At 51.7% G+C, this 21,820-nt stretch carries 18 protein-coding genes and 1 tRNA gene; 11 read left to right on the top strand and 8 right to left on the bottom strand.

Annotated features, from left to right (window positions below):
* Positions 1-116 precede the first annotated feature (116 nt).
* From ACOQPM_RS11340 to ACOQPM_RS11330, 3 genes are all read left to right on the top strand, one after another.
* Positions 117-476 carry a helix-turn-helix domain-containing protein gene (locus ACOQPM_RS11340; RefSeq protein ID WP_420627217.1) on the top strand — a complete coding sequence of 120 codons (360 nt, stop codon included), beginning with the start codon at positions 117-119 and terminating at the stop codon, positions 474-476.
* Positions 473-868 (top strand): IS1 family transposase, encoded by a 396-nt coding sequence (locus ACOQPM_RS11335; protein ID WP_420627216.1) that lies wholly within the window; start codon positions 473-475, stop codon positions 866-868. Before ACOQPM_RS11340 ends, ACOQPM_RS11335 begins: the two co-directional genes overlap by 4 nt.
* Positions 869-947: 79 nt before the next feature.
* Positions 948-3,416, top strand: a complete 2,469-nt coding sequence (locus ACOQPM_RS11330) for a tetratricopeptide repeat protein (RefSeq protein WP_420629370.1) — start codon at positions 948-950, stop codon at positions 3,414-3,416.
* A gap of 324 nt (positions 3,417-3,740) precedes the next feature.
* On the opposite strand, the gene ACOQPM_RS11325 is transcribed toward ACOQPM_RS11330, so the two are convergent.
* From ACOQPM_RS11325 to ACOQPM_RS11315, 3 genes are read right to left on the bottom strand one after another with little or no spacing between them, the layout of a single operon-like run.
* On the bottom strand, positions 3,741-4,955 hold the full coding sequence (locus ACOQPM_RS11325; protein ID WP_420629369.1) for a DUF3048 domain-containing protein: 1,215 nt from the start codon (positions 4,953-4,955) through the stop codon (positions 3,741-3,743).
* 6 nt (positions 4,956-4,961) lie between these two features.
* Positions 4,962-5,849, bottom strand: a complete 888-nt coding sequence (locus ACOQPM_RS11320; RefSeq protein WP_420629368.1) for an RNA polymerase sigma-70 factor — start codon at positions 5,847-5,849, stop codon at positions 4,962-4,964.
* 8 nt (positions 5,850-5,857) lie between these two features.
* Positions 5,858-6,676, bottom strand: coding sequence for an SDR family oxidoreductase (locus tag ACOQPM_RS11315; protein WP_420629367.1), 819 nt, complete (start codon positions 6,674-6,676; stop codon positions 5,858-5,860).
* A 216-nt stretch (positions 6,677-6,892) separates the two neighbouring features.
* Between ACOQPM_RS11315 and ACOQPM_RS11310 the strand changes: the two genes are divergently transcribed.
* Complete coding sequence (locus ACOQPM_RS11310; RefSeq protein ID WP_420629366.1) at positions 6,893-8,035, top strand: beta-ketoacyl-ACP synthase III; 1,143 nt, start codon at positions 6,893-6,895, stop codon at positions 8,033-8,035.
* A gap of 82 nt (positions 8,036-8,117) precedes the next feature.
* Positions 8,118-8,200: transfer RNA gene (locus ACOQPM_RS11305), tRNA-Leu, on the top strand.
* Positions 8,201-8,280: 80 nt separating this feature from the next.
* Here ACOQPM_RS11305 and ACOQPM_RS11300 read toward each other — a convergent pair.
* Together ACOQPM_RS11300 and ACOQPM_RS11295 are read right to left on the bottom strand one after the other, a co-directional pair.
* The gene (locus tag ACOQPM_RS11300) at positions 8,281-9,219 is read right to left on the bottom strand and encodes an NAD-dependent epimerase/dehydratase family protein (protein WP_420629365.1); all 939 of its coding nucleotides are present in this window, start codon (positions 9,217-9,219) and stop codon (positions 8,281-8,283) included.
* A 146-nt stretch (positions 9,220-9,365) separates the two neighbouring features.
* Positions 9,366-10,421, bottom strand: coding sequence for a hypothetical protein (locus ACOQPM_RS11295; protein WP_420629364.1), 1,056 nt, complete (start codon positions 10,419-10,421; stop codon positions 9,366-9,368).
* A gap of 240 nt (positions 10,422-10,661) precedes the next feature.
* On the opposite strand from ACOQPM_RS11295, the gene argF reads away from it, so the two are divergent.
* The 5 genes from argF to der all read left to right on the top strand — a co-directional run bounded on the left by argF (position 10,662) and on the right by der (position 17,650).
* A complete protein-coding gene (gene argF / locus ACOQPM_RS11290) occupies positions 10,662-11,576 on the top strand; it encodes an ornithine carbamoyltransferase (RefSeq protein ID WP_420629363.1) in 915 nt (304 codons plus the stop codon).
* 79 nt (positions 11,577-11,655) lie between these two features.
* Positions 11,656-13,926: a tetratricopeptide repeat protein gene (locus ACOQPM_RS11285; protein ID WP_420629362.1), complete on the top strand. Its 2,271-nt coding sequence runs from the start codon at positions 11,656-11,658 to the stop codon at positions 13,924-13,926.
* Positions 13,927-13,938: 12 nt separating this feature from the next.
* Positions 13,939-14,754: a diadenylate cyclase CdaA gene (gene cdaA / locus ACOQPM_RS11280; RefSeq protein WP_420629361.1), complete on the top strand. Its 816-nt coding sequence runs from the start codon at positions 13,939-13,941 to the stop codon at positions 14,752-14,754.
* A complete protein-coding gene (locus ACOQPM_RS11275; protein ID WP_420629360.1) occupies positions 14,751-16,172 on the top strand; it encodes a YbbR-like domain-containing protein in 1,422 nt (473 codons plus the stop codon). The genes cdaA and ACOQPM_RS11275 overlap by 4 nt, the downstream gene beginning before the upstream one ends.
* A 110-nt stretch (positions 16,173-16,282) precedes the next feature.
* Positions 16,283-17,650, top strand: coding sequence for a ribosome biogenesis GTPase Der (gene der / locus ACOQPM_RS11270; RefSeq protein WP_420629359.1), 1,368 nt, complete (start codon positions 16,283-16,285; stop codon positions 17,648-17,650).
* An 84-nt stretch (positions 17,651-17,734) separates the two neighbouring features.
* On the opposite strand, the gene ACOQPM_RS11265 is transcribed toward der, so the two are convergent.
* On the bottom strand, positions 17,735-19,315 hold the full coding sequence (locus tag ACOQPM_RS11265) for a hypothetical protein (RefSeq protein ID WP_420629358.1): 1,581 nt from the start codon (positions 19,313-19,315) through the stop codon (positions 17,735-17,737).
* Positions 19,316-19,498: 183 nt separating this feature from the next.
* Here ACOQPM_RS11265 and ACOQPM_RS11260 point away from each other — a divergent pair, with 183 nt between their 5' ends.
* Positions 19,499-20,587, top strand: coding sequence for a hypothetical protein (locus tag ACOQPM_RS11260; protein WP_420629357.1), 1,089 nt, complete (start codon positions 19,499-19,501; stop codon positions 20,585-20,587).
* A gap of 51 nt (positions 20,588-20,638) precedes the next feature.
* Here ACOQPM_RS11260 and ACOQPM_RS11255 read toward each other — a convergent pair whose 3' ends face one another.
* Entirely contained in the window at positions 20,639-21,379 is a 741-nt protein-coding gene (locus ACOQPM_RS11255) for an LppX_LprAFG lipoprotein (protein WP_420629356.1), read from the bottom strand.
* Between the two features lie 23 nt (positions 21,380-21,402).
* Entirely contained in the window at positions 21,403-21,813 is a 411-nt protein-coding gene (locus ACOQPM_RS11250) for a DUF4259 domain-containing protein (protein ID WP_420629355.1), read from the bottom strand.
* Positions 21,814-21,820 lie beyond the last annotated feature (7 nt).

Here is a 21,820-nt window from a genome sequence, read left to right as displayed (position 1 = left end):
AGACATTGTACCAAAAGGTATTTTGTATCAATTCTAGCAAGCTGTTTTTGATTGTCAAAAAGAACCATTTAACCTTTCGGGAGTGACTAAACACAAAGGCATGGTATAAAAGGCACATGAACCAATGTCCGCACTGTCACCGAACAGATTCTCAAGTTAGAAATGGCAAAACTGTGGCTGGTAGCCAAGTATTCAAATGCAAAGCCTGCAATCGTAAATATGTACCCCAGCCTCAGCCAAATGGCCATCCAATTGCCATCCGCCAACAAGCCATTCGCTTGGTCTTGGATGGCAATAGCCAACGTCAGGCAGCACGACATCTAGGTGTTGCGCCACAGTCGGTCGCTAATTGGCTTAAAGCATACGCTGATAAGTTGCCATCAACCTTGCCCGGCCCTAATGAACCAGTGGAAGTAGCTGAACAGGATGAGCTCTTCACCTTTATCGGTGAGAAAAAAACGAAATCTACATCATGACCGTTGTAGACCGGCAAACCCGCTGTTTTCTAGGGATTGAGCCCGTTTTGCAACGCACGCAGGCAGTGGCACAAAAAATGATTGATGAGGCGCCTGCCGAGCAGTATTACAGTGACAAGTTCCCTCTGTACGACAGTTTGATTTATCGTCGCGGCTACCATTTATCGCTAAGAGATAAGAGCGAAACGTACTCAGTTGAAGGAGGCAATGCGGAACTGCGACACTATCTCACTCGACTAGTCAGAAAGAGCCGTTGCTTCTCACGCAGCTTGGTTTGGTTAAATCGTCATGTGAAAGCGTTTGCTCATGCCTGGAACCGACGTCAGTTGCACAATCGGATGCGGCCGTTTGACAAGAAACATGTGATTGAGTTCGTATGCCTACAGAATTAGCCACTCCCTAACCTTTCAGTCAAACCCCATTTTCCGGTATACTGTGCCTAGTTCAGCCAGACAACCAGCAGGAACCACTATGAGCGACGAAACAAACGACAAAATAACCGTTGGAAACATTACCAACAGCCAAAATATTGCCATTGGTCGTAACGCCAAAGTAATTGTTTACCCTGAATACCGCCCAGAAGCCGTGTACAACCTGCCCCCGCCAAATCCGCATTTTGTGGGACGCATAGCACAGCTTGAAGCGATTGCCACAAACTTTGCCAGTCCAGCCAACCCGCAAGTGGTAATGCAGGCAATTGCCGGGTTAGGTGGCGTGGGCAAAACGCAGTTGGCGCTCGCCTATGCCCACACCTGCCGCGACCAGTACGACATGCTGTGGCTGCTGCGCGCCAGCGACACCCCCACGCTGGACAACGAGCTGCGCCTGTTGGGGGTAACGCTGAAGATTGTTACCGAAGAAGAAACTGAGGCAGAAGCGATACGCGCCAAGGTGCTGAGCCACCTAAGCAGCAGCAAGAAGCGGTGGTTGCTGCTGTATGACAATGTGGATGAACTAACCCCGCGTGAGTTGCGCCCTTACCTGCCCGGTGGTGGGCACGTGCTCATTACCAGCCGCCGCGCCGCTGCCCATTGGAAAAAATTTGGGCAGACGCTTGCTTTAGATACGTTTAGTGCGGTGGAAGCCACGGCTTTTTGGCAGGAGCGCAAGCTGCCCGACGCGCCAGAACTGGAGGAGCTAGCAGATGAACTAGGTTTCCTACCGTTGGCAATGGAGCAGGCGGCGGCATTTATGCAGATGCAGCAGCTGCCTGCAACGGAATATTTGAGCTGGTTCCGTGAGGCGCGGGACAGCCTGTGGGCGGAGGAAGATGCGCCAACCGACTACCCCAAAACGGTCGCCACGACGTGGCAGATTGGTTTTGACCACGCCAAAAAGCGCAAGGGCGCGGCCGAGCTGCTGAATTTGTGCTGCTTTTTAGACCCGGACGGGATTCCGCTAGATTTGATTAAGCGCGTGACGGATGTAGAGACGTTGCAGACAATGCCTCTACGAGAGGTGGTGGCGGATGAACGGCAGCTACGGCTGGCGCTGACGGCACTGCGCGACTACTCCCTGCTGCAAGTGGAAGATGGCACCCTGACGCTGCATCGGCTGGTGCAAACGGTGGCCCGTGACCGCATGGGCAGCAAACGCGCCCGCGCCTGGGTGGAAGTGGCAGTTGATTTACTGGCGAATGTATACTTTTATGATCACTATGACATTGACACTTGGGAAACCAACGCTAAGTTAATACCTCATCTTACAACCATTACGGACTTCGCCGTCAAGTTCAACTGTGAGACTCCCAACTCTGCTTATTTAAACAATGTAACGGGCTATTACATCGAAATTAGAGGCAACTATGCCGCTGCATTGCCCTTTTATAAGAATGCTCTCAACCTTCGGGAAAAGCTATTTGGCCAGAATCATCCTGATACCGCCACAAGTCTCAATAATTTAGGATTGCTACTTCAAAATATGGGCAACTTGGCAATCGCACAATCATATTTCGAGCGTGCTATCATCATCTATGAGAAAACCCTTGGAACTAATCATCATGATACGGCCATCAGTCTTAATAATTTGGGGCTTTTGATGCAAACTATGGGAGAGCTGACCACCGCTCAGCAACACTTCGAACGCGCTCGCACCATTTGTGAAAAGACTTTAGAGTATGACGATCCAATAATTATTTCAATTCTTAACAATTTAGGTACCTTATTACATGAAACAGGAGAGCTCTCAGCCGCAAGATCACATTTTGAACGTGTAATCAAAATTTGTGAGAAAACTTTAGGACCTAGCCATCCAAATACTGCCACTAGCCTCAACAATTTAGGTCTTTTGCTACAAGACTTGTCTGAATTCAAAGCCGCACATCCGCTATTCGAACGTGCGCTTTCTATCCGAGAAAAAGTGCTCGGGACAAATCACCCCGATACCGCCACAAGTCTTAATAATCTAGGACTTTTGTTACAAGCCATGGGCGAACTTTCCGCCGCATACCAATTTTACAAGCGGGCTTTCGAAATTCGAAAAAGAGTGCTGGGATCTAATCATCTTGATACCGCAAATAGCCTGAACAATTTGGGCTTTTTGCTGCAAGCCAAGGGTAACCTAACAGACGCCCAACCTTATTTTGAACGTTCCTTAGCCGTTTACGAAAAAACCATAGGTCCGGACAATCCTCGTACTGCTACTCCTCTCTTAAACTTGGGTGTTTTACTGCAAGATATTGGAGATCTATCAACCGCACAATCATATTTCGAACGCGCTGTCGCAATTTACAAGAAACATTATGGCCTTAATCACCCTGATACAGCTCACAGCATAAGCAACCTTGCTATACTGACCTACCACAAAAGGGAGTACACTAAATCAGCTCGTTTAATGCGGCAGGCGTTGGCCATCCGCGAAAAACGGCTGGGACCAGACCATCCAGACACCGTCGGTTCCCGCGAAAGCCTCGTCGTCATTGAAGCAAAAATTGCCTCATAACAATTCATCTCTGGTAGGGGCAAGGCAGGTGGCCGCCATCTGGCAAATTTTGTTGCTTGACTCTCTCCACCTGCCTTGCCCTTTTACTTGGCAAACCATCTGGTCATTGTGGCATTTGGGCGAGGCGGTTGGCGGGGTTGTTTTGCCGTTATTCGTTCATTGGCTGCCAACCGCCTCGCCCCTACCTGTGTGGCGTCATGCCCGTGAAGGCGGGTATCCATTTTTGCTGGGTTGGGTGGATTCCTGCCTCCGCAGGAATGACCGGATGGGGAAAATGGCGGTTAACCACCGCAGATCTTCTACCTACCGTTCACTGATTACTGCCTACGGGGTTACAGAAACCGGGTCATCGTACCAGGTGGGGATGAACTGCACCCAGGTGTTGCCAATTTGCAGGGGGAAGGGGGTGCCACCGGGAGCAGTGAAGGTAAGCAAATCGTTGCGCTCTTCGCGGTGCCAGGTGATGGGGTACTGCTGCCCATCGCGCAAAATGATGCCCGTGCCGCTGCCCCATAGCTGAATCTGCACCGACAGATGGGTACAGACATCGTTGGTAATTTGCTCACAAATGGTGGCATCTTCCACATGGTTCGGGGCAATGATCACAATGTTGGACGCGCTCACCTGCTCGCCCGTGTTGCCGTCCAGGTGGGGTTCCCCGGCAGCCCACCGTAGATAGCGGCCTGTGGCGGAGTCGTACCGCCACTCCACAATTTCCCACTCATAATTAAGCGCTACGCTGCTGGCTGGCGTGCCTCCGGCAGGCGGCTGGTTAGTGAAGGTGAGCAGGCCATTGAAGCTGGGCGGGGTATTGAGTCCAAAGGCTTCTAATCCCTGGCGAAAAATGGCGGGACGGCCGTACAAAGTATGCTCAAACGGTTTATCTTCCCCTGTGCGGAAGTAGCCGGGGTCTGCCGAGCGGATGATACGGCTCTCGAAATCTGAGGCGTTGAGCCGCTGGTTCACCCCCACGCTGGCCCCGGAAAAAGCGAGGGCGGCATCGTACATAGCGGGCAGCTCCACATCAATGAGCCGCGCACTGCGGATGGGGCCAACCTGGGCCACTTCCTGCCCGTACACAATCAGCGTAAAGCGGGTGATGTTGCCTTCTGCGGTGTGTTCAAAGACCCAGTCGGCACTGTTTAGCCCCGCCTGCGGCCGGACAAAACTGGGCGGCGCATTGGAGATTTTGATGGCAAGCGGCCGTCTTTGCAGCAGCATCGGATCGGCCATCAGTTCCCCCGTCAGCGGGTTGCGGTCGGTGCCAAAATCGGCGGCGGTCAGCAGGCTGACGCCCTCGGCAAGGGGTTCACTAGCCACGGTGCTGGTGGCCACTGGGGCAAGGGTTGGCGGGGGTAGCAGAGTGACGGGAATGGTTGCTGTCTCGGCTGGGGTTGCGGGGGGAGTGTTGCTGGGTTGGGTGGAAACGGCCGTTGGCGGCGGCGGAATTGGCGTGGGCGTAGGGGAATCTTCACCACCACAGGCCACAATCAACAGTAAAACGATCAGCAAAGCAAACAGATAAAATTGTTTTCTCATATGCGTTCAGCTCCCTAAATTGGGAATGTGACGCAGTTTATCGGGATTTACAATGCTGTAAATGTTTTGAATTTGATTGTTAACAATTTCTAAAATGATAACGGTAAAAGGACGGCCGTCTACATAAACAACCACCCCCGGCTGACCGTTAAACATCTTGAATTGCGGCACAACGTTTGGCGGAGCTTGTCGAGCGAGTCCCAGCAAAAAGCGGGTTACTTTTTCGCGTCCAAGAATTGGCTTGCGAGCCGCATGAACTTTTCCGCCGCCATCTGACCATTCCACCACGTCCTCGGCCAGCAGCGAGAACAGTTTCTGGGTATTGCCATTGGTACACGCCTGAAAAAATTCGGCCGTAAGCTGCTCAGATTCTTCTGGCGTAGCGGTGTAGCGCGGGCGGTGGGTTTGCAAATGCTGACGGGCGCGGCGAACCAGTTGGCGGCAAGCAGCTTCGCTTTTGTTTACCATCCGGGCAATGTCGGCGTAGCCGTAGTCGAAGACTTGTCGCAGCAAGTAAACGGCCCGTTCGGTTGGGGAGAGGTTTTCTAGCAACACTAAAAAGGCGATGGAGATTGATTCAGACAAGATGATGGCTCCTTCGGTGGAAACGGCCGCTTCTGATGAGACATCTGTTTCCGGCAGCGGCTCAGGCAGCCACGGCCCCACGTAGGTTTCCCGCTGCACCCGCGCCGACCGCAGAAAATCCAAGCAGAGGCGAGTGATGATTGTCGCCAAATAAGCTTTTGGCGAATCAATCGTAGCAGGTGGTGCTTTTTGCCAGCGAAGGTATGCTTCCTGCACCATATCTTCGGCATCCATCACGCTGCCCAACATGCGGTAGGCAATGGCAAACAGGTACGCGCGATAAGTGTCGAACAGTGCTGGATCGCTCATTTTTATCCTCAGGAAACGGCCGTTTCCAAACGAGGCTGACCGTATTTTTGCAGTAGCCAATCGGCCCAGGTAACAGTGCCAGACGGCCGTTCAGGAATGGTATTGTACCCGGCCCGGAAACCCGTCCCAACCTGCCCAGGAATGGGCAAATGCCACACGCGCCGGGAAAATGGCTGATGTGCTAACCAGGGCTGCACCAATTCACCGGCTGTCTGCACAATTGGCCCGCCCAAATCGGGCAATCGCCCAGTCAGTTCCTGTTTTAGCGCTTGCACCATCACATTAGCTACTTCGCCAGAATCAATGAGCTGAAATTGGAAATCCGTAGGAACCAGCATGATGGGCAGCTTGGCCAGGCTATGAAAAAACATATCCAGCAAATATGGGAACTGGGTTGCCCGCAAGATACTCCAAGACAAGTTTGCTTTCTCGATGACAGCTTCAGTCGCCAATTTGTAACGATAATAGCTGAACGGAATGCGATCGATGCCCACAATGGAAATGTAAAAGAGATGATCAACGCCTGCCTGCTCTGCATGGTGCAGCAAACGTTCTGTACCTGCCACGTCCACACGCTGGGTTTTACCAAAAGGCATAGCGGCGCTAGCAGCGTGAATGATGCCATCTACACCCTGCACGGCCTCGGCAAGCCCCTCTCCGGTTTCCAGATCAACCTGCGACCATTCCACATTGGAGTCCATTTTTTGTGTTTGCGCTACCGGGCGGCGGCTGGTGCCACGCACATTGTAACCAGCAGCCAACAGACGTGGCCGTAGTTGACTACCTAATCCACCTGTTGCTCCTGTAATCAAGATTTTCTTCATCATAACCTCCGAAAATTTTTCCGATTTATACATGTAGACGAAGGTAACGGCCGTTTTGTGACAAAATGCGCGTCTAAGTAAACCGCAGAGTGCTACCGGATGAAAAAGAAGCCTTTCCCTGCGGTTTACTCAAGCAATTGGCCAGAAACTGGCTTGCTATATTCCAAATACTTTTTGCCGATTGCATATGACGCAGAGCACCGTGACGAATCGGTTTAAATGGGGTTTAATACGTTGTCACGGATTCAACAACTTGAAGAAGAGACGGTACAACAACACCAAAAAGCCTTTGAGGAGCAGAACATGCAAAAGCGATACGGCCGTATCACCGGTTGGGGCGCATACGTCCCGGAAAAAGTGCTGACAAACCATGATCTGGAGAGAATGGTAGATACCAGCCATAAATGGATTGTACAGCGCACTGGCATCCACCAACGCCACATTGCCGCCCCTGAAGAAACCAACGCCACAATGTCGGTTGAGGCCGCTCGCCGCGCCCTCAAAAAAGCCAATCTGAGTGCGACCGATCTAGACCTAATCATTGTGGCTACCACTACGGGCGACCACATCACGCCGGCCGTTTCCAGCCAGGTGCAGCACATGCTGGGCGCAACCAATGTACCAGCTTTTGTGCTGGCCAACGGCTGCACCGGCTTTTTGTACGCACTAACCACCGCCCAACAGTTCATTAACGGCGGCGTCTACGACAACATCCTTATCATCGGCTCGGAGCTGCTCAGCCGCTTTATTGATTGGCAGGATCGCAGCACCTGTGTTCTTTTTGGCGACGCGGCGGGAGCCTTTGTGATGCAAGCCAGCCACGAGCCATGCGGTCTCACGGGCTTCGACATGGGCTCAGACGGCAGCGGTAGCCACCACATTATTGCCCAAGCGATGGGTTCGGCTGAACCAGTAGATGCCACCACGTTTGCCGAGAAGCGGCACTATATTCGCATGAACGGCCGTGAAGTATTCAAGTTTGCCACCCGCATTTTGGGCAGGACCAGCCAGCGCAGTTTGGCACAAGCAGGGCTAACGCTGGATGATATTGACTGCATCGTGCCGCACCAGGCCAATTTACGTATTATCCAGGCGGCAGCGCGGGGCATGAATTTGCCAATGGAGCGCTTTTTGGTGAAGGTACACAAGTATGGCAACACATCAGCAGCGTCTATTCCGGTCGCTATTTGTGATGGTCTGGATGCTGGGGAAATCAGCTTGGATGACCGACTGTTGCTGGTGAGTTTTGGCTCTGGATTAACGTGGGCTTCGGCCGTTTTGCAAATGGCCCCTACCCAGGCCCGCCAGGTTTACACCAATGGCGCAACGGCTCCAGCCATCGCTGAATTGGTAAGAGCTTAAAGGTTCGTTACTGCATTGACAGCCATCTGGCAATCGCTATAATTGCCAAAGTTGAATTTTCAGCTACTGAATATTCACTTAAGCCCAAGTGGCGGAATTGGCATACGCGGCAGGTTGAGGGCCTGTGCCCTTTTGGGCGTGGAGGTTCGAGTCCTCTCTTGGGCACACAAACGCTAGCACATGGTGCTGGCGTTTTTTGTTGCAAATTTTCGCCGCGAAATCGGTACAAACTCGTGAAAGTGGTGTTATTCGTGGTAATTTTTTTGGAAACGGCTGTCTTCCCTCAATATCTGCCGTAAACCATCCTCCAAACTTACCAACGGCCGAAAACCCAATAGCTGCTGCGCCCGGCTGATATCCGCCACCAAGCGCGGCACGCCGCCCTCCTTTTGCTGATTGTGCAGTTGGTTTACTCGCTTGCCGCTTACCAGCTCAATTTGTGCCACAAGCTGCGTCAGGCTGGTTTCAATGCCGCTGCCAATATTGATCACCTGACGATTGACCGCCTTGGCGGTGGCGGCAGCTTGCAAGGCCGCCACCACATCCGTCACATAGATATAATCGCGCGTTTGCTGCCCATTGCCATACAACACCACAGAGCCACCCGTGAGTGCCTGATGCAAAAAGCGAGGTACCACCGGCGCATGGGAAACGGGCAAGTTTTGGCCCGGCCCATAGGCGTTGAAGATGCGTAATGCCACCGTCTCAATATCCCATAACCGACCAATGGTGTGAATGTATTGTTCAGCAGCCCATTTGCTAACGGCATACGGCGAATCTGGGTTGGGCTGGTCATTTTCGTGGACGGGTTGCGTGGGCAAACGGCCGTACACCGCCCCCGACGAAGTAAACACCACCCGACGCACCCCAGTGTCTCGCATTGCCTCCATCAAACTCACCGTGCCCCCCACGTTCACCGCATTGTACGCTTGCGGGTGCAAAACAGACTCCGGCACAGAAACCCGTGCTGCCAGATGGTATACACAATCTACATCCCTCAATAAAGACCAAAGCAGTGGAATATTGTTGACACCCCCCTGGGTAAACTGAATATCGTCACGCAGCAAACTGGCATCGCCACTGCTCAGATCGTCTAAAACGGCAACCGCATGGCCATCTGCCGCCAGCTTGTTTGCCAGTGCCGCGCCCAGAAAACCTGCGCCACCCGTTACCAAAAACCGCATCTCGTTTTCCAAAAAGACTTTTGAAGTTTCATCCACTTGCAACTGTCACAAGCTAACGCAAAAACTTCAAAAGTCTGAATCATAGTCAAACAAGAAAGCCCCGACTGAAATCAGCCGGGGCTTCAAATTATCTTTTGAATTTGAATTTAATACTCTAACAATTCGTCTACGCGCCCTTCAATGTCGGGATCGTCAAAATCTCCCTCTTTGGCCCAGGCTGATAGCTCAATAGAGAAGTTTTCAAAGTAGCTTTGCGGCGGCAGCGAGCCAGCCCCGTACTGCATCTCCTTGATTTCCGCATTGATGATGAGCGTGGCCGTTTCCAGCACAATCACCTCATTTTCGCGCGCCAGTACCGGTTCACCTTTCGGTGCCAGCTTGGCTTTGAGCGCTTCATCAAAGAAGGCGTGGTCGCTCATCACTACTTTGGTGATGGTCTTAATGTCATTCTTGTCGAACAACCACACTTCCAGGGCCGTAACGTTTTTGGGCGTATCGCTGCCGATGGATTCGGCAATGCCCACACCACATTCGCCTAAGAATTCCCCACCGGAATTTTCAATGCTGAAGGAGTCGTCGTAGTTGTCACGGCCGTATGCGTAGTCACTCTGGAAGCGGGCAATCGGCACAGCATTCACCCCTTCCTCTGTTACCATTGTAGGTGCGCTCTCTGGCATGTTGTCCGTGTAGATGTCTACATTATCATCTTCAGCCATCATGCTGTTGCGCCGATTGAGTACCACCACAATGCCAGCGCCAACCAACGCTAGGACAAAAAGCAGCGCCAAAATGGCACCTAAATTGGAGCCATCTTCCTCTGGAGTGGGTACTTCGGGCAAAGCACCGTCTGCGGGGAGCGCGCCACAAGATTGGCCGCCTGTTTGCACCATCGCAATGGCGTCTAAACGTTGCTGGGCTGCGGGGTCGGCAGTTGTACGGCCGCGCAGTTCACAAATGGCTTCGGCAGCATTGGGCCAAGAGCGGAGCGCATTGGTCACTAAACCGGTATTGCCTGGCTGGTAAGAGTAGGCATCGGCAATGGTTTGCAAATAAATGTCTTGCTCAGACTGCTCCATCTCTGCGGGGCCGATTTGCGTCCATTCAATGGGGTCAACATACCAGCCCCAGATTAACCCAAAAGCAAACCCTAAAACTAAAGCAATTAGAACAGAAAGTTCCGGTCGATTCTTTAAAAAATCCATGTGGCACCTGCCTTCTATTGCCCCCAATGTGGGACATTATGATAATGACATAACATCCCCTCTACAGTTTGTATCTTACCATAACTAATAGTCGCGTCAAGTTATGTTGAATGCTTTTCCTCTGTTTTTGGCTGTGGTATACTTTTTTAAGGTGGCCAGTGGCACCAGCGGGAATTTAGGGTACGGTCGTATCGCCCAATTTTCCCAAATTCTACGCCAACGGTTCGGAGAATTTACACTGTGAAACATTTTCTTAGCATCGCTGATTTGTCCCCCGATGAACTGCACAATCTGCTGGATTTAGCCCTTTCATTAAAACAGGAATGGCAAAATGGCGGCAACCGCCCACTGCTGCAAGGCAAAAGCCTTGCCCTGGTCTTCCAAAAACCATCGCTGCGTACCCGTGTTTCGTTTGAGATGGGCATGGTTCACCTGGGCGGGCACGCGCTTTATCTGTCGCCCAATGAAATAAAAATGGGTGGCCGCGAGAGCGTAGCCGATGTGGCTCGCGTGCTGTCTGGCTATGTAGATGGCATTATGGCTCGTGTGTTTGAACATGAGCATATTCTGCAACTGGCAGAGTACGGCTCTGTTCCCATCATCAATGGCTTGTCCGATTACAATCACCCTGCTCAGGCATTAGCCGATATTTTCACGGTGCTGGAAGCCAAGAAAAAGCTGGAAGGGTTGAAAATGACCTATATGGGGGATGGCAACAATGTAGCGCGGTCTTTACTATTTACTTGTATGAAGGTTGGTATGCACTTCGCCATTGCCACCCCGCCCAATTACACACTCGACGAAGAAGATTATGACCTGGGGCAGCAGTTTAGCACCGCAGGCGCTTCAATAGAGATATATGAAGATCCAAACAAAGCTGTTGTAGATGCCGATATTATTTACACAGATGTGTGGACGAGTATGGGGCAAGAGGAAGAAACGGCTGTGCGTCTTAAAGTCTTCCCCCCATACCAGGTAAACCAGCAACTGATCACATTAGCTAAACCAGACTGCTTGGTGATGCACTGCTTACCCGCCCACCGCGGCGAAGAGATTACCGACGAGGTCGCCGACGGCCCGAACTCAATCCTCTTCCCGCAGGCAGAAAACCGGATGCACGCCCAGAAAGCAATTCTGGTTGAGTTAATGAGCTAAAATGGCTTAATTGAGCCCATAACTAAAGACAGGGCAACCTGATTACTGATAACTGAACACCGTTCACGGAGGCTCCATCGTGGCAGGAAACCGGGCCCGATTTGAGGAAGCATTAAACCGAGGCCATTCCCATAGTTGGGACCAAAAATGGCAAGAAGCGATCAAGGAATTTGAGGTCGCCATTGAGGAAATTGCCAATGAACCAGCACCGTATGCCGGGCTGGGCATGGCCTATTTGGAGCTGAACAAGCTACAGGAAGCGCTAGAAAATTATAAGCTGGCAGCACGCTTCTCGCGTGGGGATGTGATTTATCTGCGCCAGGTGGCCGACGTACAAGAGCGGCTTGGGCAATATGGTGAAGCGGGCAAAACATACATGGCCATCGGTGAAATTGAGCTGAATCGGCGGCGGCTGACCGAAGCAATGGACAATTGGAACCGAGCCGTGCGCCTGGAACCAGATTTGCTGCGCGCTCATCAGCGATTAGCCTCCATTTACGAGCGGCAAGGCTCGGTACACAACGCCATTCGAGAATATTTGGCCATCGCCCGCATTCTCAATGCCCAAGGGGAAGCGGAAAATGCGCTGCAAGCGTGCCAGTTGGCTCTAAAGCTAGACCCGCGCAATGCCGAAGTGCTGACAGCCATTGAGCAAATTCGCAGCGGCGAAAAGCTGGCTGGCGAATCAGATTCCCCTACTTACCAATCCTCCGACAGCATAAGCGAAGTAGCACAGCACATGGCGGCCGCTTTGCAAGAAAAGGAAGGCAGCAGCAACGGCAAGGTGACAGATGCTGCCAGCCCAGTGCAAGATGCACGTCGTTTGGCCTCTGAAAAGCTAGCTGAAGATTTGTTTGGCGATGGGGATACGGAGCTGAACGCCCAAACACTTCAGCTAACCACGCTCATTAGCAAGGCTTTGGACTTCCAAACACGCAACATGACCAATGAAGCAATTAGTGCTTACGAAGAGGCAATGGGGCTGGGCTTAGACAATTTGGCCGCACATTTCAACCTCGGCTTGCTATACCAGGACAAACTCCGCTTTGAAGACGCCGTGCGGGAGTTTGAGCTTTCGGTACAAGATCATGATTTTCGGCTGGCCAGCCACTTTTCGTTGGGCGAATGCCATCGGGCACGAGGGCGTATTGAAAAAGCGCTAGAGCATTTCATTAACGTACTCAAAATTGTAGACTTAGCTACTGTGCAGCACAGTCAGGCGGATCGCCTTATTGAGCTATACGAAAATCTAGCTGACAGTCTGATGGCACAGGGCGAGCGAGACCAGGCCTCTGCTTTTGCCAATGCGCTGGTAGAGTTCCTCAGCCACAAGGGGTGGGAAGATAAAGCGAAGGATGCGCGGGGGCGTTTGGATGCGATCTCTGACTCTGGCATGATGATTTTAGGCGATATGCTGACGGCTGGCTCTGAGCAGGTGCTGGAATCGCTTTACTTGAGCCAGGAATATGCCAAACGGGGTATGTATGATACGGCCGTTGAAGAAACGTACCGCGCCATTCAACTTTCCAACGACTATCTGCCTGCTCACATCCAGTTGGGTGAGTTATTAGGTAAGCAAGGTCGTCGCGAAACGGCCGCACAAAAGTTCATCACCGTGGCCGACACTTACCGCAATCGTGGCGATGTCAATGGCTCAATCATCTCTTATGAGAAAGCGGTAGAAATGATGCCGCTGGATCTATCTGCACGCGGCCGTTTGATTGATATGCTCAAACAGCATGGGCAAATTGATCGTGCGCTGGAGCACTATCAGGCGGTTGGCGATGCCTATTATCAGCTAGCGCAAGTTGACAAAGCGCGAGACACCTACCAGGAAGCACTCAAATTAGCACCGCGTGGTGCGGATGAGCAAAACTGGAAGGTGCGCTTTTTGCGGCTAATGGCCGAAATTGATATGCAGCGCTTCGATTGGCGACGAGCCCTGATAGCGTACAAAGAGCTGCGGGTATTGGATCCCAATGATGAGCGCACAGCCATCACCCTGGTTGATTTGTATTACAAGGTTGGGCAGCCAATCAATGCGGTGGGCGAACTGGATAATTACTTAAAGCAGTTAGTACGCAGCGGGCGCGGGGCTAAAGTGGTTGGCATTTTGGAAGATATGGTGCGGCAACGGCCGTCTGACAAAAATCTGGTTGATCGTCTTTCTCGCCTTTATTTGCAACAAAAACGGCAGGCTGAAGCGATTGAACTGCTAGACAAGCTGGGGGAAGCCCAGCTAGAAGCCAACGAAACCCAGGCTGCCTACCAAACTATCGAGAAAATTCTGGCGTTAAATCCCCCCAATGCCGCTAGTTATCGGCAGTTGTTAGCCCAATTACGGCCGTAATCGCCCCCACCTATGAACATTTTTTCCTGGGAGAGTATTGCCGATGCACTAAGCCGCTCTACCGACGTGTGGATTAGTGTAATTGATATCTTGTTGGTAACGGCCGTTATCTACAGTGGCTTTCTGCTCATTCGGGGTACGCGTGCTGTGCAGGTGCTGCGCGGCTTTGTAGGGTTAGCTCTCATCGTCCTGCTGCTTTCTTCAATTCCCGGCCTCACCGCTTTTCGGCAGTTGGTTAGCTGGATTTTGCCCACGCTGTTGCTTTCCATCCCCATCATTTTTCAGCCCGAGCTGCGTCGGGCTTTAGAGCAGCTCGGGCGCACCGGCAGTTTCTTTCGCTTTTTGCGCCGAAATGAGGTAAGCCCGGTAATTGTGGCCGTGAAGGAAGCCAGCGTTCGGCTGTCGCAGCGGCGGCACGGGGCGCTGATTGTATTTGAGCGAGACACCGGCCTCCAAGAGTACATTGACACCGGCATTTTGCTCAATTCCGAAGTGTCTCCAGACTTGCTGCTGACCATCTTTAATAAAAATACAGAGCTTCACGATGGTGCTGTGATTATGCGGAATGATAAGCTGGCTGCGGCTGCTTGTGTGATGCCGCTTTCTACCAGCAGCCTAACTGACCGGCAGATGGGGTTGCGCCATCGGGCTGCCCTGGGTATTAGCGAAGTGAGTGACGCCGTGGCGGTGGTTGTATCTGAAGAAACTGGGCAGGTCTCGATTGCTCATAACGGCCGTGTCATTCGCCGCCAAGACCCCGCCCGATTGGATGATATTTTGTACGCATTTTTACACAACCGGCAAAACAGCCAGAGGGCAGACGTATGATGCGCGTGGCCCGTTCCCTCATTGCCAATTTGGTAACGTTGATACTTTCCTTCATTTTGGCTGTTATCATTTGGGTAAATGCCATGCAGGTTGACGATCCCGATCTCAAGCGCGTGCTGCAAATTCCAGCCACTTTCGTTGGTTTGCCAGAAGATGTCACCCGCCTTAGCCCTGCTGATGACAATCCCCCGGTGCTTATCACTTACGAAGGGCCCACATCCATTGTCTCAGCATTGGATCAGACTGATTTTACAGCCATCATAGACTTGAGCGAGGTGCCACTGGGGAGCGATGTGACTGTGCCCGTTGAAATTCAGGCGGAGAATACCGATATTGTCCTCGAAGCCCCCATTCCAGAAACGGTAACGGTGCGCTTAGAAAAGTTGGTCACCCGTGAAATTGATGTTCAGCTAGACATTCGGGGCGATGTTGCTCGTGGACACACGATGGGAGAACCACTCATCGATCCGCCCGTCATCACCGTTACTGGCACTGAAACAGAAGTAGATCTGCTGGATTTTGCCCAGGTTACTATCTTTTTGAATGACGACACGCAAACGCGCATCGAATCGCCACAGGCGCTCTTTTTTAATAGGCAGGGGCGCGTGGCCAGCGTGAGCGGCTTGCAGCTAAATACTGAGCAGGTGGAGGTAACGATTCCCATCAACGAATCGGCTGACTTTGCCAACAAGGTGATTACGGCCGATATTGTAGGCGAAGTGGCACCCGGCTACCGAGTGCTGGGAGTCACGATTGAGCCATCTAGCGTGTTAGTGACAGGGTTGCCTACGCGACTGGCGCAGCCGTTCCGCGTGCAAACGGAACCAATTGACATTACGGGTCTGACGGAAACTTTTCAGGATCAGGTCTCTTTGGATTTGCCAATTGGCATTACCCTGGACAGCGTAACGGAAATCACGGTGACGGTGCAAATTGAACCTTTTTCCAGCACAAAGATATATAATCAGCCCATTGAGCTTTTGGGCATTACGGAAACGCTTGAGGCAACCATCAGCCCAAATACGGTGCGGGTGGTTTTGTTTGGGCCTTCCCCGGTGCTGGATACTTTAACAGAGCAAGAAGTGCGGGTAACGCTGGATTTGTTTGATTTGGAACCAGGCGAGTATGCGCTAGAGCCAGATGTGGACGTACCAGATCGTGGCCTGGAGCTGCGTTCAATTCAACCCGCAGTGATTGAAGTAGTGATTACAGAGGTAATGACGCCGACGGAAGAGATTACCGAAACGGAGTCGTTGTTGCCGATTGCGCCCGGTTTGCTGCTGGTAGTGGGCGCGGGAGATACGGCCGCTTCGGCAAGCCCAGCTGTGTTGAGCAGCTCAGTGCAGGCCGTATCCACCCAGCTTCCTATTCTCATCCAACCCATTGTTGCCTGGCTACCCAACCACAAAATTATTTAGTTTTTAGCCGCAGGCTTGTGCTGAGCGCAGCCGAAGCAGGACACAGAAAATTGTGAGATATTTTTCTCTAAATTCTCCGTGCTCTCTGTAGCAAATAACGATTGACAATTATGAGTGCAAAACCTTTGGTCGCGTTGGTCGGGAGACCCAACGTCGGCAAATCCACCCTTTTTAACCGCATTGTTGGCCGCCGCATGGCGGTTGTTTCTGAAACCGCAGGCACCACCCGCGACAGGCTCTATGCCGACAGCGAGTGGGCAGGTGTTCCCTTTTCGCTGGTAGACACGGGCGGTATTGAAGTAACCACTGGCTGGCACACAGAGCCGCTGTCTGAAGATTCGGAGCAATTTTTGCCGTACATTCGCCAGCAAGCGGCCGTTGCCATTCAGGATGCAGACGTCGTGATTTTGGTCGTGGATGGTCAGGTTGGCGTCACGGCTGCTGACCAAGAAGTGGCGGATATTTTGCGCCAATCCAACAAGCCAGTGCTGGTAGCAGCCAATAAGCTGGAATCTACCAAGCTGGCCGAAAATGTATATGAGTTTTACGAACTGGCTCTGGGTGAAGTGTTCTCCATTTCGGCCCTGCACGGGTATGGCACGGGTGATTTGCTGGATGCGGTAGTAACGGCCGTTCCTGCCACACCCATTGACGATGACGAAGAAGACAACGCCATCAAAATTGCCATGCTAGGCCGCCCCAACGTGGGCAAATCCACATTGGTGAACAAACTTATCGGCGAAGAGCGCGTCATTGTCAGCCCCATTGCTGGCACCACCCGCGATGCCATTGACACCAAAATAAGGTGGCATGGCCAGGAATTTACGCTCATTGACACGGCGGGCATTCGGCGGCGGGGCAAAATTGCCCCCGGCGTTGAAAAGTATAGCGTGCTGCGCGCCATGAAAGCGCTCAAACGTGCCGACGTGGTGCTGATGCTGCTAGACGCCGAGAGTGGCATCATTGCCCAAGACACCCATGTGGCGGGCATGATTACTGATGAAACCGCCGGGGCCATTGTGCTAGTAAACAAGTGGGACGCCATCGAAAAAGATACGTACACCATGAAAGCATTTGAAGAGCAAGTGCGGCAAGATCTAAACTTTCTGCCTTTTGTGCCTGTCCTTTTCATTTCGGCGATGACGGGGCAGCGGGTGAGCCGCATTTTGCCCCACGTGATGGATGTGAATGAGGCACGCTACCAGCGCATACCGACCAGTGCCCTCAACAAATTTATGCGGGATGCCATCACGCAGCACCCACCGCCAGGCAAAGGTGGCAGGCGAGTCAAGTTTTTCTATGTTACGCAAGCGAGCGTGGCCCCGCCCACGTTTGTTTTTTTTGTGAACAATCCTGATTGGCTCAATTTTGGATACAAACGGTATTTGGAGAATAGGCTGCGGGAGCGGTGGCCGTTTACGGGGGTTCCTATTCGGCTCTTTTTCCGCGCCCGCAGCGAGGATCGTTTTGGTAAGTAACTGGGTAATTATAGACTTCAAAAGTCTCGATCGCATCTGGTCTTAGCCAAATTGCTTACAAGACTTTTGAAGTCTGATTAAGCTCTAGCGAAGACGCTCCAGATTTGAAGCCCCCTCCCAGTTAACGTCTAACAGAAGAATGTCTTTGTACAGCGTTTCTGGGTTTTCTTCGCCATCCAGCGGTGCTTGCCGTACTTCTGCCTCACTAATGTCGTCACCTACGGCCGTATAAATCAGGGAACGGCCGTTACCCGTCAAAAAGGCGTTCTCAAAACCATTTTCGGCATCATCATCCAGCTCAATTTCGTCCGCGCCGTCTTCCACAGGAATGGCGTACAGAATCCAGTCGTCGCCAAAATCTTCCCGTGCAGCAAAGACGGCCGTATCATCCGAACTGTTCAACAAACTAATTGTGGCCCACTCTTCCACCAAAATGTAACCATCTTCAGCATCCAGGCTAGACACAAACAGAGAGGAAAGTCCATCTTCATCGCGCAAGGTCAGGTAGATACGGCCGTTTGCCTCATCAACCTGAATTGCAATCACTTCAAAATCATTATCGGCAAACAGCTCAACTGGCTCCGCACCATTTGCCTCGGCGCTAAACACAGCAAAATCATCATCTTCCGCCACAGAAAAAAGCAGCCGATCGCTAAGATAACCAATTGTAGAAACAGCGTCTCCGTCTGCTACTTCCACGGCCGTTTCATCATTTACATCATAAACGAAAAGCGTTTCCCCTCGCGAGTTTAAGGTTCTAAACAGGACATAGTCGCCCTCTTCGTCCCGGCCAGCATAGCGAATGCTCTCTTCTTCCAAAATTGGATCCCCGGTACCGTTGATGAACAATCCCGCTTCATCATCATCTTCATCCGGTTTACCCACAATGTAGATGGTCTCGCCATCAGCCATGAAGCCCACAGACACGATAACTTCAAACTCATCACCAATAGGGGTTGCTTCATCGTCACCTGGCTCGATCATATACGCCTGAGCATCCCGACGATCAAGTTCTACATAAGCAAAAGTAGATAAATCTTGATTCCAAGCGGTGTCTAAAACATCCTCAACGCCATCAAGAATGACTGTTTCTTCTTCACCATCGAGTGAATAGAGGGTTAGGGTTAATTCATCTTCATCCCTCTCCTCCGACACGACACCGTGTTCTGAAACCCAGCAAATGGACCCTTTCGCCAGCCGTTCAGCTTCTGCCCCATCAACAGACACATAGCAGCTAAATTCAGAAAAATCTTCTGTTTCAGTCAAAAATATGAGAAACGGATCGCTTGAAACAGACCCAAAAACGCGGTCGGCTACATCCCCTTCAAAAAGTTCAGTTGGGGCATCATCTCCGATTTCCATTTGCTCTACACGCAGATCATTTCCATCTTCATACCAAAGCAGAATATGGTTGGTATCGGGTACAAATGTTGCATACCTGCCATCAAACAGAATCGTTGACACAGCATCTTCAGCCAAAGATTGCCATTCACCTGATTCAGAACCTAATTCGGCTAAAAATATTTCCGCTTCAAAATCCCGATTAAATTCAGCCAGCAGCAGTTGTTCACCACTGGAACAAGCCGCTACAGTGAAAAGCAGTACGGCCGTTAACAAAAGTAAAATCGCAGACCAAAGTTTGCTGGGCTTATGTTTTTGAATCACTTTAACCTCCTAGTTGCGGTTTGGAACTGAGTAAATATTTGGGGCACTCTCATTCTTTCTGGGTGGACACAAATACAGTGTAATTATTGTCGGGGGTTTATGCAACTAGTTTGCCAATGATCCAATCATTCAGATTGGTCATGTGGTATCATCTAGCGACTTTTACAGGGAATGAAGATCAGGATGAACAACGCAACAACCTATTATGTGCAAACAATGCCAGGGGTAGAAGAGATTGCCTGGCTAGAAATTCGAGACAAGCTGCCAGGTGCCAAATTCAGTGAAACTGTCTTTGCCAAAGACCAAAATGGCCTTTTGCTTTTTAGCTACTCCGGGGACGCTTCCGATTTGTTTCAGTTACGCGCCGTGGAAGACGTTTTTGTATTAGCGGTTTCTATAGACAAAGTGCCGCGTACCCGCCAAGTGCTGCCGCAGCTAACGGAGTTGATTGGCGAATCGGCAACCTTCCAACATGCCATTGACATCGCCATGCCTATCCGTAAGCAACCGGGACGGCCGTCTTATCGGGCAATTAGTCGTCTGTATGGCAGCCACGACATTTACCGCAAGCAGCTCGGCGAGGCGGTGCGGCGAGGGATGAAGGAACGATACCCGCGCTGGCGGCTGGTAGATGACCACGCCATGCTAGAAATTTGGATCAACTTGCTCGGCTCGCGCCTGGTGGGCGGCATCCGCCTGACAGACCGCACCATGCGCCATCGTTTTAACAAGCCCATGCCGCTGAAAGCTGCGTTACGGCCGTCCGTCGCCGCCGCCATGATTCACCTCACCCAACCTACTGATGATGACATCTTCCTAGACCCGATGTGCGGCAGTGGCACGCTGCTGATGGAGCGGCGCTACGCCGGAGCGTACAGCCAAATGCTGGCGGGAGACATGCTTTATGACCATACGCAGGCCGCGCGACAAAACGTACATGCGTTGCGTAAGGAGCCGCCCAACAGTTTTGGTGCCTTGCATCTGGACGCAACCCGGTTGCCACTGGCTAACGGCAGCATCACCAAAGTGGCAACCAACCTACCATTTGGCAAGCAAATTAGTTCACCTAAGGCACTAAAAAGATTGTATCCAGCGTTTTTTGGAGAATTGGAGCGGGTTTTGGGAAGAAACGGCCGTGCCGTCGTGCTTAGTAGCGAATACGATTTGGTAAAAGAGTCCGTCCGCCAATGCTCAAATTTAGAGATTTTAACTGGCTACTCCGTTGCCGTGCTGGGGCAGTGGGGGCGTATCTACATCCTCCGCCGTAGCTAAAATTGTAATTGGGAATTGGCAATTAAGTCATTATGTCAATTGCCTAGTTACTCAATTACCCAATTCTGGTGGTTCAATGTCAATAAGTTCATCGTAGTTAGAAATATCCACTTGCCAGATGCTTTCTAGCTCTTCATCCTCTGGCTCTGGCTCACGCACCACAATACGCACCAGTTCAAATGTTTCTGGGCGAATCCAGAGCTGAATATCCACCTGCTCTGGGCCAATAAGGTAACCGCTCATTTGATAAATGTTTTCACCAGTAGCAACGGCCGTTACGCTATACAGCAGCTCATCCGGCCCCTCACTTTCCGCCAAATTTTCCGGTTCAGCCAATGCAATCTCAGACAAATCAGCCAGCAGCACCGCCTGAATGCCAATATCGCCGTCAAAGAGAACGGCAGGGTTAAAACCCCAGTTGGGCGGCAGCTCCTCCCAAACATCCGTCACGACGTTGGTTTGCCACTGAATTTCCGCCACGCTAATCACGTCCACATCGGTAATGATGCCGGGGCCAATGACCCGCACCGTCGCCAAAGCGCGGTCTGGAGCCACATAGGCACCCGTTGCCCGCCGGAAGGATAGCGTTTCGCCCGGATCAAGGTAGGCAGGCGCACCGTCGCGCTCAATGACAAACTGAAAGCCATCACTGTTTTTCATTCGCTCAGAGGAGAGTTGTACCAGTTCCTCGGCAGAAATTTCGGGCAGAGAAGGGTCGCCGCAGGCAGATGGGACAAGCAAAAGAAGAAATAATATCAGCAGACAAAGCGGATTGTTTCGTAAGCGCATCATTTTAAAACTCAGATTCATTCGTTTTATTTGATTCGGTTGAGGCGGGATTGGAGGTTGGTAACGGCCGTTTCCCACGCACCAAATTCATTACTCTCCAGCCACAGCTCACGCAGCTCCGATTTTGTTAGCACGCGAGCCACTGCCTTCTGCGCCATTTCTATGTATGCTGACTTCACCTGCATTGGGCTGTTTTCCGCCAGCCACTCGGCCAATTCTGCCGGCGGATTGTTTGGGGGAAAGCCAGCGGCGGCGGCCACACATTCAGCGGCGGCCAACACCTCTTGCGCTTCGTCGGCATCCAGCTCATCGGCATCAATCATGCCCGCCACGCCTGCCAGCGTCCGGTCAATCAACCGAAAATCATTCTCACCAAAATCGTACAGCCAATCTGCGGCTGCATCGTTTTCAAAATTACCTGAGCCCCAGGTTCCCATATTTTCT

The organism is Candidatus Leptofilum sp. (assembly GCF_965223525.1).
Classification (GTDB): Bacteria; Chloroflexota; Anaerolineae; order Promineifilales; family Promineifilaceae; genus Leptofilum.
The sequence above is the reverse complement of the archived record's forward strand: the minus strand, read 5'-3'. Positions and strand labels throughout refer to the sequence as shown.

Bases quoted from the DNA above. Each gene is read 5' to 3' on its own strand.
- der (WP_420629359.1), top strand. From the start codon at position 16,283: ATGAGTGCAAAACCTTTGGTCGCGTTGGTCGGGAGACCCAACGTCGGC.
- ACOQPM_RS11300 (WP_420629365.1), bottom strand. From the start codon at position 9,219: ATGCGGTTTTTGGTAACGGGTGGCGCAGGTTTTCTGGGCGCGGCACTG.
- ACOQPM_RS11310 (WP_420629366.1), top strand. From the start codon at position 6,893: ATGGGGTTTAATACGTTGTCACGGATTCAACAACTTGAAGAAGAGACG.
- ACOQPM_RS11275 (WP_420629360.1), top strand. From the start codon at position 14,751: ATGATGCGCGTGGCCCGTTCCCTCATTGCCAATTTGGTAACGTTGATA.
- ACOQPM_RS11315 (WP_420629367.1), bottom strand. From the start codon at position 6,676: ATGATGAAGAAAATCTTGATTACAGGAGCAACAGGTGGATTAGGTAGT.
- ACOQPM_RS11260 (WP_420629357.1), top strand. From the start codon at position 19,499: ATGAACAACGCAACAACCTATTATGTGCAAACAATGCCAGGGGTAGAA.
- ACOQPM_RS11255 (WP_420629356.1), bottom strand. From the start codon at position 21,379: ATGATGCGCTTACGAAACAATCCGCTTTGTCTGCTGATATTATTTCTT.
- ACOQPM_RS11320 (WP_420629368.1), bottom strand. From the start codon at position 5,849: ATGAGCGATCCAGCACTGTTCGACACTTATCGCGCGTACCTGTTTGCC.
- ACOQPM_RS11250 (WP_420629355.1), bottom strand. From the start codon at position 21,813: ATGGGAACCTGGGGCTCAGGTAATTTTGAAAACGATGCAGCCGCAGAT.
- ACOQPM_RS11335 (WP_420627216.1), top strand. From the start codon at position 473: ATGACCGTTGTAGACCGGCAAACCCGCTGTTTTCTAGGGATTGAGCCC.
- cdaA (WP_420629361.1), top strand. From the start codon at position 13,939: ATGAACATTTTTTCCTGGGAGAGTATTGCCGATGCACTAAGCCGCTCT.
- ACOQPM_RS11295 (WP_420629364.1), bottom strand. From the start codon at position 10,421: ATGGATTTTTTAAAGAATCGACCGGAACTTTCTGTTCTAATTGCTTTA.
- ACOQPM_RS11325 (WP_420629369.1), bottom strand. From the start codon at position 4,955: ATGAGAAAACAATTTTATCTGTTTGCTTTGCTGATCGTTTTACTGTTG.
- ACOQPM_RS11340 (WP_420627217.1), top strand. From the start codon at position 117: ATGAACCAATGTCCGCACTGTCACCGAACAGATTCTCAAGTTAGAAAT.
- ACOQPM_RS11330 (WP_420629370.1), top strand. From the start codon at position 948: ATGAGCGACGAAACAAACGACAAAATAACCGTTGGAAACATTACCAAC.